This is a genomic window from Paenibacillus sp. UNC451MF (assembly GCF_000686845.1).
Classification (GTDB): Bacteria; Bacillota; Bacilli; order Paenibacillales; family NBRC-103111; genus Paenibacillus_S.
Window position 1 is genome coordinate 1 of the sequence record NZ_JMLS01000036.1, and the last position, 13,088, is coordinate 13,088.

Below are 13,088 nucleotides of genomic sequence, written 5' to 3' on the forward strand. Positions count from 1 at the left end.
GGAGCGACAGGCGGAACCGGAGCAACAGGTGGAACCGGAGCGACAGGTGGAACTGGTGCGACAGGAGGAACTGGTGCGACAGGCGGAACTGGAGCAACAGGAGGAACTGGCGCAACAGGAGCAACAGGCTCTACAGGAGCAACCGGTACTACAGGTGCGACAGGAGCAAGCGCGATTGTACCATTTGCTTCAGGCTTACCAATTTTACCAACAACTATTGCCGGTGGTTTGGTTGGTAATGTCGGGCTCGTAGGGTTTGGTAGCTCTGGTCTAACGGTTACTCTTGTTGGAGGAAACATTGATCTTACAGGAGCAGCGGGTACGCTTCTTGATCTGTCATTCTCTATGCCTCGTGATGGTACCATTACATCCATTGCTGCTTATTTCAGCACATCAGTAGCAATAGATGTACTGGGTCTTACAACTTATTCAATTACGGCTCAACTGTACCGCTCCACTACACCTAATAACATCTTCTCACCAATTCCAGGCGCAACAGTTACCTTAGCACCACCTCTCTCAGATATTTTATCCATTCTGCCAGGTACCGTTTCTAATGGTATTACTACAGGTTTGTCAATTCCTGTATTAGCACAAGATCGTTTGTTAATGGTATTTTCAGTTACAGCAACTGGAGTTACTCTTATTAATACGGTTGCCGGATACGCTAGTGGTGGCGTGGCCATCAGCTAATTCCAGTCATATAATGACAATGTCCCTCCTGAATATCAGGAGGGATTTTTTTAACTAGGCATTATGGAAATGTTTTACACATGCAAATTTACAACTGAATACAATAAATGGATAAAAACTGAACTGTACTTTTCAGGGAGTGATGCCAATGATAACGATAAGTCTTTGTATGATTGTAAAAAATGAAGAGGATACAATAAGCAACTGCCTGTCCTCCATTGCAGATGCCGTAGATGAGATCATCATTGTAGATACAGGTTCAACAGATCGAACGAAAGCGATAGTAAGTGAATTTACTGATAAAATCATTGATTTTGAGTGGATAGATGATTTTGCCGCCGCACGTAACTTCGCTTTTCAACAAGCTACCAAGGAATATATACTCTGGCTGGATGCGGATGACAAGCTAAAGGAAGAGGACTGCAAGAAACTCATTAACTTGAAGGCTACGCTTGACCCTTCGGTTGATTCGGTTACCATGATATATAATATTGCTTTTGACGAGTTCGGGAATGTCACATCCAAATATAGACGAAATCGACTTGTGAAGAGAGCGAATCAGTTTAAATGGATCGGTGCCATACATGAGTATTTAGAGGTTTATGGGAACATTGTGAACAGTGACATTTGCGTAACTCACTGTAAAATTCATCACAAAAGCGATAGAAATCTAAACATTTATCAAAATAAACTATTACGTGGGGACGAATTCACACCTAGGGACTTATATTACTACGCTAACGAACTTTGCGATCATCGAATGTACCATAAAGCCATAACCTACTATAATAAATTTCTGGCTACAGGACAATGCTGGATAGAGGATGAAATCGCCACCTGTGGCAAACTGGCTGATTGCTATAATAAACTGGGCAATTATGAAATGGAGATTCAGTCTGTAGTAAGATCCTTTCAGTTTGATAGTCCCCGTGCCGAGTTTTGCTGCCGTCTTGGATATTATTTTCTTAACCGCAACAAGTATGATCCAGCGATCTACTGGTACACTCTGGCAACAGAATTGAAAAGGCCTGATGATAACTGGGGATTTAGTAATCCTACATGCTCAACATGGCTACCGCATCTTCAGCTTTGTGTTTGCTATGATCGGATCGGAAAATATGAGTTGGCCTATGAACATAACGAGATCGCCCGTAGCTACCGTCCTAATGACTCGAGTATTCTCCATAACAAAACCTATTTGGAATCCAAATTGAACATGAACAATAGCATCGAGAGCCCCGAGGAGTGACATTAAGCAATTTACTTGAGTAGCAGAGCTTCACGGTTTCATCACCAATAGGGCGACTGCTCCCACGTTCATATCCGGGTGCCGGTCGCCACTTAAGCTTGTATCTTCATTTCTATAATGAAAGCTTTTGTACATATTGTTTAATAAGGACGATATTCATAATATGTGAGTGGAGTTGTCTTTCCGGGATTTGATCCAAAGTTTGTTCAGCAAGCTCTAACAGTTCCTTCACGCAGCTGATATACTGCAATAACTTATCTTCTGAAGGGGATAGGGGGAGCTCTTGCTCATCACCTTTAGAGTCTTTGTGAACCCACACAATACCTTGCGCCGAGTTATTTACTATTTCATTATTATCCATAATGTCGGAAGCAGAAATATCGCTTTCAGTATAAATGACAATGCCTTGTAAGTTATTTTTAAACTCATTTTCGTATATAAGCGTGTTGCTTCCCTGTAGAGATAGACCTGCAGAATGGACGCTGCGAAGAATGATGTTACTGAGAAGGCTATTATGTGATCCAGCTAAAAGGAAGATTCCATCAGTATGATTCCCAGTTATCTGGTTATCGATCAGCCAATTATCGTTTCCGTCGATTGCCGTTCCAGCATAGGAGTTTTGGCGCAGCATGTTCTTCCAGACCAAATTACTCTTTGAAACTAGCCCGATTCCGTGCAAACCGTTGCTTTCACAGCAATTTTCCAATAGTCGATGGTAGCCTCCATCCATAACGAATATTCCGTTCAAGATATAGTTTTGAATCTTAAATCCGCAAATTTCTACATCGGTCACGTTATGAAGTAAGAATCCGTTCGCTAACAAGCCTCTGCCTTCTAGAATGGCCTCTCCTTTATCCTCGGCCACAATCCGGATAAAGCTCTTAGAGACCACCACCGCTTCTTTATATATCCCTCTTAATACCAGAACGACATCCCCTGGCTGCGCTGCATCAACACCTGCTTGAATGGTTATCTGATCCATTGGTACTCGAATGATTGCCAATAAACTCACCTGCCTTTCCATACCGGCACAATCGATATTTTGATATGTATATTATTCTATGAAAGATGAATCGTATTGGTTTGGATTAACTAGGCTAGCAATTCAACCAATTTAAAATAAAAAAACGCCAAGCCTACGAAGTCAGACTTTGCGCAGTAAGCGTAATAGCGTTTAAAGAAGCGGCACATAGTGTCGTTCATTTCGAAAAGGCTTCTCACGGTCAATGATATCAGAAGGGGTGTAGCCATAATGATCAATCTCGAAGCCGGATATACCTAAGCTCCATTTCTTGGTGAACTTTTCCGCATTCAAAACAGATGTGGCTCTATAATCGTATTGATTGGTTCTGAATGTACTTCCGCCATAGTGATGGATATAGACATCATTGGCTACCCAAAGTATATGTCCGCTTATTCGTGTACGCAAACAGAAATCGTCATCTTCATAGTTTCCAGGGAAAAATCTTTCGTCAAGACCGCCAATTTTGGTAATGAGGTTCTTACGAAAGAGCATACAGTGTCCAATTAATTTATGTGGAAAAAAGCCATCCTCCGCATGATCCTCAGCCCACTTTTGAGCGAATTTTTCTATCTCTTGAGGAGTTTGATTCGGTGACTGATAAGGCACATGGTGTACACATTGTGATGCTGCCACATTGTTAGATCGTGGCCCCACAATACCGATTGAAGGGTCTTGATCCAACCAAGCAAGCAAACGCGTTAGCCAGCCTTCTGTAACGATTGTATCGTTATTAAGAAGACAGATATAGTCACCGTTTGAGGCAAGAATACCTTGATTATTTGCCGCAGCAAAACCACGGTTTTCTTCATTACAGATAAGCTTAGATAAAGGGATACTTTGCAAATATTCAATGGTTTCATCTGTTGATCCGTTATCTACAAAAACAAACTCAAAGTTTTCAACCGTATTTCTTAATATACTCTCCACACATTCTTTGGTGTAGTTCATTGCATTACGGGTAACTATGACAATGGAGATTAATGAGGGCATGCTATAATTCCCCTTTAATGTGGTATTTAAAATTTATAATCCAGCTGTATCTATAATATACTGAATCATCCTGTCGTCGTCCTCGTTTGAAGGCATAAGGATTCCAAGGCCATTATTTGTGTACAGGCGATGGAAGGTAAGGGAGAATGAAGTTACTTTAAGGAAGTCCTCAATGGCTGTCAAAACACCATTCTGCGCACCGTATTCATGTATGGCATGATTTTGATCACTATTTAAACCGCCTGTCTTGGCTAAGTAAATTGAATTGGGTACAATTCCTTTTTTGGCATAAGGGAGCTGGCTGTCGGATGGAATAAGATCAGGAAAATAATATGAATCACGTCTGCCATACGGCCACTCTATATCATGTAGAATGATGATCGGAAACTTGCCTCGGCTTTTTGCAGCTTCCTCTATCGCTGACAGTTCTTGATAAACAGTGTACCAGTTATGATCACCGTCTATGAGATATACATCCGCAGATTCTATAGTAGGTAAAGACTCAATAGAGCTCTTGACTAAGAGAACCAGCTCTTTCGGAAAAAATGTTTGAAATGTGTGCGTATTGAAATACGGTATTGGATCAATGACGGTCAGCTTGCCATTCACCACTTTACAGTATTCCAGAAGCTTTATAGTGGTGCGTCCAGAAAGAAAGACGCCGATTTCCACGATGCGTTTGGGCTCATGCTTGATTAGAATTGGTTTGATTACTTTTTCCCAAAAACGAATCATTCTGCACCTCCTTATGATACTTTATTCCATTCTAAGGATAGTGTTACTGGACCCACAGAGGACGAATTAGAGTGCTCGAACTTAACACTTATGTACCTCAAAACACATTACAGATATAATGTGTTTTGATAGGAGATGCTTGACTTTATTGCCTAGCGTCATAAGGAAGGATTATTATATATATCCAAGATTTCCGCTTTAAGTCCTTTGCGCAAATCTGTTTTTGGCTCATAACCGAGAAGGGATTGGGCCTTGCTAATATCAGCCCAAGTATGGCTTGGTTCTCCAATTGGCTTGCCCATAAACTGTCGTTCCACTTTTTTGCCGAAGTGCTCTTCAAGAATGGCTATACAATCTAGAACCGAAGCACGTTCTTTACCTCCGATATTAATCGTCTCACCCATTATGTTGTCGGCATGAGCTGCAGCCGCAATTGCAGTGACGCAGTCTTCGACGTAAGTAAAATCGCGAGTTTGCGTCCCGTCGCCATTAATCGGAATGGGTTTGTTTTGCAAAATATGTTGAATAAATCGGTGAAATGCCATATCCGGACGTTGTCTTGGACCATACACCGTAAAAAATCTTAAGATCGTTAGAGGAATAGCATCATTATGAGCATATACCTTGCACAGCTGCTCTCCGGTCAGTTTGCTAACGCCATAAGGAGATAGTGGTGCAGTACTTGCCATTTCGTTAACTTGGCCTATTTTCTCGCCATACACTGAAGAAGTTGAAGCATAAATAAATTTGGAAACAGGATAGGTGCGGCAGCCTTCAAGCAAACGCTGAGTGGCTTCAATGTTATTCCTAATGTAATGTTTGAAATCCTCCCCCCAGCTTGAACGTACACCAGGCATTCCAGCCAAATGGTATACGATGTCAATGCCTGGGAGCAGTTGATCCCATTGCACTGTCAGCAAATCTTGCTTAATAAAAGTAAACCTCGGGTGCTGAAGCAGGTGACGAAGATTATATTCCCTTGCCTTAACAGGAGTAGAAGAAGTCACCAATCCATCTAGTCCAACGACTTCATGTCGAGTATCTATAAGCAATCGTTCACATAAATGTGAACCGATAAAACCGGCTGCGCCGGTTATTAATATTTTCATTATTGATGCCTCCTAAGAGCTTTGCATTTGAACGACGATTTATTGGTTAGCAATGCCATGATAATGATAGCCTAGCTTGGTCAATTGCACGCCGTCCAGAATGTTTCTTCCATCAAATACGAAATATTGATTCATGTAAGTTCGCATTTGAGTCCAGTCTGCCGATCTGTATTCCTCCCATTCGGAACAGAGGATTACTGCATCACATCGATGCAATGTTTTCTCCAATGTATCGAATTGTTGAAGCCTATCGGATAGGAGCCCCGTGGGAAGCTTCGCAATGGGGTCATGAACTCTAATGAATGCTTGTTTTTGGAGTAATTCTTGAATAATGGCGATCGATGGTGCTTCTCTTAAATCATCGGTGTTCGGTTTAAAAGAGATGCCAAGAATAGCGACTTTTTTATCGCTAAAGCTTCCTAACTTGTGCTCCCATTTGTTTAAGAAATGAGATGATTGAGTCTGATTAACTTGGATAACCTTGTCGAGAATGCTCAGCTCTGAACCATAGTCCTTAGCAGTATGCAGCAGAGCTTTAATATCTTTGGGGAAGCAGGATCCTCCGAATCCTATTCCTGCCTTCAAGAATTTCGGGCCTATCCTGTCATCCATTCCCATACCTACAGCAACGTCGGAGATATTGACTTCAATCGTTTCACAGAGCCTTGAGAGTTCGTTCATATAAGATATTTTCGTTGCTAAGAATGCGTTCGATGCATACTTGATCATCTCTGCTGTCTTTGGTGTTGTAACGAAGAAAGGGGATTGAAGTGGATTATACAAGTTCTTGATGATATCGACTGCATGAGTGCTATCGCTTCCGATAATAATACGATCCGGATTCAACGCATCCTGCAATGCGCTGCCTTCCCGCAAGAACTCTGGATTTGAAACGACATCAAACGGGTGGGGGAGCGATTGCGCCTCGCGAATCCATCGTACCAATTTACCATTAGTGCCTATTGGGACTGTACTTTTAACAGCTATTAACTTATATCCGTCCATATGCTTGCCAATACTCTTGGCAACTTCATGAATGAACTGTAGATCAGCGTTACCGTCTGCATCGGAAGGAGTCCCTACACAAAGGAAAATAATATGATTTTCTTGAATGGCCTTCTCAGGTGAGGAAGTAAAGTGAATGTTACCTGTTTTGAGATGTTTTATTAATAAGTCCTCGAGTCCTGGTTCGTAAAAAGTAAGTTTGCCCTCTGATAAAGTTTGAATTTTTCTGGAATCCGTATCAAGTCCGGTTACGTTCCATCCCAGCTCGGCGAAAACCAACGCGGTCGTGACACCGACATATCCCGTACCCATAATTAATATGTTCATTTACTAGACCCTCCGCTGTTTTGAACAAAAACTGATTGTGGGCTAATTATCGTGTTAGCTATCGTATAGAGACTATGATTGAGATTGGCATCTTCAAGTACAATACTGTGCTCTATACTACAGCTCTCCAGTCTTACATTAGGACCTATAGTTACATAAGGCCCGATGACACAATTAATGATTTCACTGCTAGGGTCAATACAAACAGGTTGGATAATAGTCGAGCCTTGGTAAGGTAACTCCTTATTAAGTACTCCTTCTTCCTCCATAAGCTGCAGCATCCAACGGTTCGCGTCTAACCAACGGTCCATCGTACCTACATCTGAGAAGTTTTTATCTGTTTTCTGATAAGCAACCGAATAGTGGTTATTGATCATCCATTGAATGGCATCTGTAATCTCATATTCGCCTCTTGCTGACGGACGGATGGAGTGTACGGCTTCAAATATACTCGGTTTAAAAGCATAAACACCCAGAACGGCAAGATCCGATTTGGGAGCCGATGGCTTCTCTTCAAGCCCGATTATTTTATCTTCATAGACCTCGGCAATACCAAAATCTTGAGGGTTCTTAACCTTGCCTAATAGAATAGCCGCCTCATTATGGTCATTCAATACCGCCTGACACAAGCTATCGAGAGATTGCGTAATCAGGTTGTCTCCGAGCAGCAGCAGGAATGGTTCGTTGTCTATGAATGATTCAGAGTGTTTTACAGCATCAGAGATGCCTAGCGGATCGAACTGAAATATATAGGTGATTTTTGCTCCCCATCGTTCACCAGTGCCTACTTCTTCCATAAAGAGGTTAAAGTGGTTCGGGTGGATCACTATGCCTATCTCGCAAATGTTTAATTTAACGAGCTTTTCAATGCCGTAATAAATAATGGGCTTATTCACTACGGGAAGAAGCACTTTGGGCTTATTGTTGGAGAACGGCTGGAGTCGTGTGCCCTTGCCTGCACAGAGAATTAATCCCTTCATAAGCTTTTTACCTCCTTGTCAATATTAAGACATTATTAATTTATGATGGAAAATTGTAAATGTAAGGGCGATTAACAGGGAGAATATGCCGCTATAGATAGATGTGCTCAATGTCAGGACAAACATTATCCGCTAATCTACTCTATTAAGAGCCTAAGCACATGGCTAGAAATATCATAGTATACAGGGGAAACATGAAAAGTTTCTAATTTAACTCGAAGGGAATGGTTTTCTTTGCAAAACCTAGACAAAGTAAAACAGTATTTAGAAGGAAATGAAGAGGTTGTTGAAATTCAAGTGGAATATTCAAACGGAGACAAATACGATTATGCTTTGGATGAGGGTTCCAGAGCAGAAGCAATCAGTGAAATGCTGAAAGCTGTTGATTGGGGTCAAGTCGAAGAGATTGAGTTGGAACTGGCTGATGGATCCAAAACGGAGTTAGATTTGGATGAAGAAGAGGAAGAAGAAGGCGAAGAAGAAGAAGAAGACGGAGAAGAAGAAGAAGAAGAAGAAGAAGAAGAATCGGAAGAGGACTAAAAAGACAAGTGTAGTTTTGCTTCAAGTCATATAATAACAGATGCCAGACTTGTGAGCGGAGTGTTGTAATGAAAAGATTGGTTGGACAGTGAAGTTTCAGCTTCCTGTTTAGCCAATCTTATTTTTGATACAGATTGGGACAACTAGGGTAACAATAGCTATAAACAAAAACGAGCCTGTTAGAAAATATCCTAACAGGCTCTAAAGATATTGTTGTTAAGCTTCTTATCTTTGCTCCCAGACGGATAAAATATCATTAGCTACACGCTGCCAGGTGAAATGACTTTCTGCCAACCTCCGACCGCTAATACCCATCTGACGCGCATGATTCATGTCCGAAAGCATGAAGTTAAGCTTTTGTGCATATTCACTTGGGTCTTCTGGGTTTGTAACTAGCAGACCGTTATTGTTGGATATAATTTCTGGATTGCCACCTCTGGCTGTAGTGATGAAAGGAAGTCCGGCTGCCATTGCCTCGTAATGAACTCTTGCCAATGGTTCCTGCCAAATGGATGTACAAACAAAAACATCTCCGGCGCAGAACCAGCGGTGAACATCATGCGCTTGAACATATCCAGTAGTTACTACAGGTAGAGGTGCACGTTCTGCCAGAGCTCTAACGTAAGCTACATAATCGCTTATTGTGTTGTCGCTAAACCAGGCTCCTCCTACTACAACGAGTGCAGCATCCGAGTGGGCCAATTGAGACATTGCACGTACTAAGACATGGGGGCCTTTATTACGGGATAATCTTCCAACAAATAGGATTATTTTTTTGTTCTGTAGATTATATTCAGCTCTAAGGCTCTCCCGGGCGCTTAATGCGCTCTGTGATTCCATCCAAGGTGCAAAACGATCCAGGTCTACCCCCGAATAAATCGTTCTTAGCTTGCCGGCTGCATGAGGGTAGTAATCACATATGGCGCTTCCTATATAATTACTTATCGTGATAATACGCTCCGTCTGTTCGATAACTGCAGTGCCTTCGCTGCTATGAATCTTATACGGATTGAACATGTCGTTGTGCATACTTAGAATAATTCTGGAGTGGGGAGCTAGGCTCCTGACAGGCAGGACCAGTCTCGGCCTATTGAAGATATGAATGATATCATAGTGTTCTTGGTTATGCTGAAGGAAGTTAATCACTCCCTTAGAGTAAATCTCCAACAGACCTTCAGAATCTACCCTCACATAACGGATGCCGTCGACAACTTCTTCCAGGGGTAATTCTGGGTCTGTTCTGCCAAGAATCGTGATTCTGTGATGCCTGCTTAAAAGAGAAGCCACACCGCAGATATAAGTTTGGATGGCTCCTCCTCTAATGTTGGGAACAGGCAGCTTTTCTGTACAAATCATTAGAATGTTCAAAAGTTAACACCATCCTTTTTTAGGCAATCTTTTGCCTGGATTTAAGCTGCTTCTTCTTCGACGGAGCTGCTGTCTTCCTTAATCTTTGTATACGCTTCGTACGTTTCTTTTTCAGCTTGAGTAAAGGTCTGGTAAGCTTTTTAGCAGCCGGTTTTTTATAACCCCGCCGCTTTAGACCTGAACCTGGTTTCAGTTTGATTAATCTCTTTTGCTTCTTCTTCCTTAATTTGCCGGATTTTTTGATTCCCTTGGCTTTGGAGGAGGTACGACGTTTCGGCAATCGAAGAGTCAGCTTTTTTGGCGCCTTTGCCGGTAATTGTACTAAAACTGGGGCTGGGATATCCGGTTGAGGAATCAAAGCAGGCGCTTCTGTATACGCAGGAAGCTGTGGTTCAGGTGGAGCCATTTCCGCAGGAACAGGCGCTGGCATATGGAACACAGGCTCTGGAAGCCGTAGATCTCCAGGGATAACAGAAGCTGGACGGTCAAAGACATACGGTGTGATTTCTTCTGTAGTGTAGTCTCCTGCAGGGTATTTCGCTTTATCCATCTCAAGCTCCGTCAAAGCTTGCCATTTACTCGTTTCCGTAGCCATAACTCTTTGCAATATAGGCTCCAGCTCAGTCTGAAGGAACAGAATGGGGTCAAATACAATTTCTTTAACATGCTTGTAAAATTCATTTGGAAATGCCATATCCAGCCATAATATTTCAAAGGTTTCCTGATCTATTGGGTTGGCTTGATGGTAGGCATCGATCATTCCGCGAATCCAGGTCAAATCCCAGACTCCCATATCGTCCATCGTGCTTGTAATTAACTTCCGTAAATCTCGAATGGGTAGGTCGTAGGACACTCCATCCAAATCGATTACCCAGATACCGCCAGGACCCATTTGACCATTGGACCAACCAAAATCCTGGTGGGCGAGTCCCCAATGAGGTTCTCCTTTTGCTATCATTTTGGTGTAAGGAGAAGCTTTGAAGCGTTCAAAAATTTCTTTAGCCTGCCTATCAAATTCATCGACTACGGCAAGTAAGCTTGAGCTCGCAGCTGTATCCGGATAAGCTTGGGCTATATCGCGAAACCAACCGATTTTGGCAATGATTTTATCATAATATTTAGCCCAGCCATATATCCGAGACGATTTTTCCGAGCCGTATGGGGGAATATAGCCTTTGGAGTTTTTATGAAACTCTCCTAAGCCAAAGCAAAGCTCAGCTGCTCCTTCCAAGTCAATCTTAGAAACAGGGAGCAGTGGTTCAATCCATTCTGTAACGATCCACAGCTTTCCTCCGGCTTCAACATACAAGCTACCGTCACGGGTAGGAATAAAGGATGGGACGCGATAGCCCAGCCCAGACATGTACTCTTGAGCTCCGACGCTAAAGAGGCTTCGCTGAGGTCGTCTGTGCAAAACTTTGATACTGCGATTTCCTTTGTCCGTACTAATTTTCCAAATTGCTCCACCTTTGTCAGGCTTGGAGGTTATTAGAACCATATCAGAGACCTGCATATCATAATGTTCCATAACCTGCCTTGCCAACATCTCTAACTCAGGGGGGACATACTGTTCATGGACTATTTCCGGAGATAATATTTGTTCAGCCCATGGGACAATTAGATAATTTTCCACCACCATCACTCCATAACTTATTTTTTAAAATAAGTGTGATTGCTCAAGCTCAATCAGTTTGTTCCCATGCCCATCTTTCTTAAATAATTGAATAGTTGACAAATAGAGGTCTGTTAAGTTTTGCGCCGTTTGCGATATGTGAAACCGGTCATTTAGAAATTGCTTACCTGATTTCACTAAAAGCATTTTGGCATCTGGCTCCATAGCGAGCATTCTCCTTAGGTGTGCAGTTAGAAGAGCTCTCGAACATTTTTTGTCACTATCATGGTCACCAAACCAACTATCCCATGCTTCTTCATACTCATCCGGCTTGACAATGCCAAGAAAACCTTTACTGCCGACAGCAATAACCGGTCTTTCGCAAGACATTGCTTCAAGCGCTACTCTCCCTGTGCCAATAACACAATCGCTTAATGAATAGTAAACTCCCATATTCATAATTTCACCGACACAATGAATGAAGGGTTCATCAAGCGGATACTGCTTTTTATTAACAAGTTGTAATATATCCTTCTGTTTGTTCCCTCCTCCCGCAATAATCAGATGCAAGTTAGGATAACCGTTATTTCGCATCGCAGCTATCGTATGAATGAGTTCCTCACATATTTCCCCTTTTTCCCAGGATAAACGGCCTGCATACAACATAACGCTAGCATGCTGGGGAAGACCTAACTTATTCCTGAAATGCTGTAAATAGGAGGGGGCATATGAATGGTATTCGTGATCGTCAATCCCGTTGGAAACGATCTTCGCATCGACTCCTTTAGATAATAGTAGACGTCGGATGGCGGGACTTACACATGTGATCGTTGCGTTTCTTTCTAAAGACTCTAAGAAATCACGATCGTAGTAAGTGCCGTGTACAGTAAATACGAATGGAACATTCATTTGTTCAGCAGCTGTAAGAGCAATGCTTCCAGAAGGGAATTGATGACCGTGAACGAGATCAATGTTCTCCGATCTTATAATCGATTTGAGCAGATCTAAATGTTGAGTTCGTTTCTCATGGTCGGGCTCGTAATTATCCAATACAAAATCAATTTCGTAAATCGGGCAGCCTAGCCCAAGAAAATGATCTAGAAGCTTCCCTTTTTTACAAGCAATAACGACGGAAACTCCTTTTTTCAAAAGTTCTCTTGCCATAGAAAGGGTGTAGGTTTCGGTACCGCCCACATTTAACTGATCGATCACCATTAAGATGCGCATAGGGGCTGCTAACATTGGTTTATTTTCAATTTCAGGAATAGGATTAGGAACAGGAGTAAGAACTGGAGTAGGAATATGGATAGGAATATGAATAGGAATTGGGGTATGGGTTGTTATTTGAGATTTGACGGTTTGTCTTCTCTTTTTTGGTAAGAAGGTATTTTTTTGCGCTCCCCGTTTTTTCTTCAGCATGGAATCACCTCCATAAACAGGTTGGTTTGGATCTATT

Annotated in this window: 12 protein-coding genes; 3 read left to right on the forward strand and 9 right to left on the reverse strand. The window is 42.1% G+C overall.

Going from position 1 to position 13,088, the window contains the following annotated elements:
• Together BP97_RS0127805 and BP97_RS0127810 are read left to right on the forward strand one after the other, a co-directional pair.
• Nucleotides 1-693 (forward strand): exosporium glycoprotein BclB-related protein (locus BP97_RS0127805; RefSeq protein ID WP_028552049.1); only part of this gene is annotated, 693 nt, incomplete at its 5' end.
• A gap of 148 nt (nt 694-841) precedes the next feature.
• Entirely contained in the window at nt 842-1,942 is a 1,101-nt protein-coding gene (locus BP97_RS0127810) for a glycosyltransferase (protein WP_028552050.1), read from the forward strand.
• Between the two features lie 112 nt (nt 1,943-2,054).
• Here BP97_RS0127810 and BP97_RS0127815 read toward each other — a convergent pair whose 3' ends face one another.
• The 6 genes from BP97_RS0127815 to BP97_RS0127840 form a co-directional block, all read right to left on the reverse strand.
• Nucleotides 2,055-2,966 carry a right-handed parallel beta-helix repeat-containing protein gene (locus BP97_RS0127815; protein WP_081824386.1) on the reverse strand — a complete coding sequence of 304 codons (912 nt, stop codon included), beginning with the start codon at nt 2,964-2,966 and terminating at the stop codon, nt 2,055-2,057.
• 150 nt (nt 2,967-3,116) lie between these two features.
• Nucleotides 3,117-3,956 (reverse strand): glycosyltransferase family 2 protein, encoded by an 840-nt coding sequence (locus BP97_RS0127820; RefSeq protein ID WP_028552052.1) that lies wholly within the window; start codon nt 3,954-3,956, stop codon nt 3,117-3,119.
• A 33-nt stretch (nt 3,957-3,989) separates the two neighbouring features.
• On the reverse strand, nt 3,990-4,691 hold the full coding sequence (locus BP97_RS0127825) for a class I SAM-dependent methyltransferase (RefSeq protein ID WP_028552053.1): 702 nt from the start codon (nt 4,689-4,691) through the stop codon (nt 3,990-3,992).
• A 158-nt stretch (nt 4,692-4,849) separates the two neighbouring features.
• Nucleotides 4,850-5,800, reverse strand: coding sequence for an NAD-dependent epimerase/dehydratase family protein (locus BP97_RS0127830; protein WP_028552054.1), 951 nt, complete (start codon nt 5,798-5,800; stop codon nt 4,850-4,852).
• 39 nt (nt 5,801-5,839) lie between these two features.
• The gene (locus BP97_RS0127835) at nt 5,840-7,132 is read right to left on the reverse strand and encodes a UDP-glucose dehydrogenase family protein (protein WP_028552055.1); all 1,293 of its coding nucleotides are present in this window, start codon (nt 7,130-7,132) and stop codon (nt 5,840-5,842) included.
• Nucleotides 7,129-8,112, reverse strand: coding sequence for a sugar phosphate nucleotidyltransferase (locus BP97_RS0127840; protein WP_028552056.1), 984 nt, complete (start codon nt 8,110-8,112; stop codon nt 7,129-7,131). The genes BP97_RS0127835 and BP97_RS0127840 overlap by 4 nt, the downstream gene beginning before the upstream one ends.
• A 234-nt stretch (nt 8,113-8,346) precedes the next feature.
• Here BP97_RS0127840 and BP97_RS40785 point away from each other — a divergent pair, with 234 nt between their 5' ends.
• Nucleotides 8,347-8,652, forward strand: coding sequence for a hypothetical protein (locus BP97_RS40785; protein WP_028552057.1), 306 nt, complete (start codon nt 8,347-8,349; stop codon nt 8,650-8,652).
• A 225-nt stretch (nt 8,653-8,877) separates the two neighbouring features.
• Here the strand turns inward: BP97_RS40785 and BP97_RS0127850 are convergent, their stop codons facing one another.
• Genes BP97_RS0127850 through BP97_RS0127860 form a run of 3 tightly spaced genes read right to left on the reverse strand, consistent with a single transcriptional unit; the run spans nt 8,878 to nt 13,051 of the window.
• A complete protein-coding gene (locus BP97_RS0127850; protein ID WP_028552058.1) occupies nt 8,878-10,020 on the reverse strand; it encodes a glycosyltransferase family 4 protein in 1,143 nt (380 codons plus the stop codon).
• Nucleotides 10,021-10,039: 19 nt separating this feature from the next.
• Complete coding sequence (locus BP97_RS0127855) at nt 10,040-11,653, reverse strand: CotS family spore coat protein (RefSeq protein ID WP_028552059.1); 1,614 nt, start codon at nt 11,651-11,653, stop codon at nt 10,040-10,042.
• A gap of 24 nt (nt 11,654-11,677) precedes the next feature.
• Nucleotides 11,678-13,051: a glycosyltransferase gene (locus BP97_RS0127860; protein ID WP_028552060.1), complete on the reverse strand. Its 1,374-nt coding sequence runs from the start codon at nt 13,049-13,051 to the stop codon at nt 11,678-11,680.
• Between the last annotated feature and the right edge of the window lie 37 nt (nt 13,052-13,088).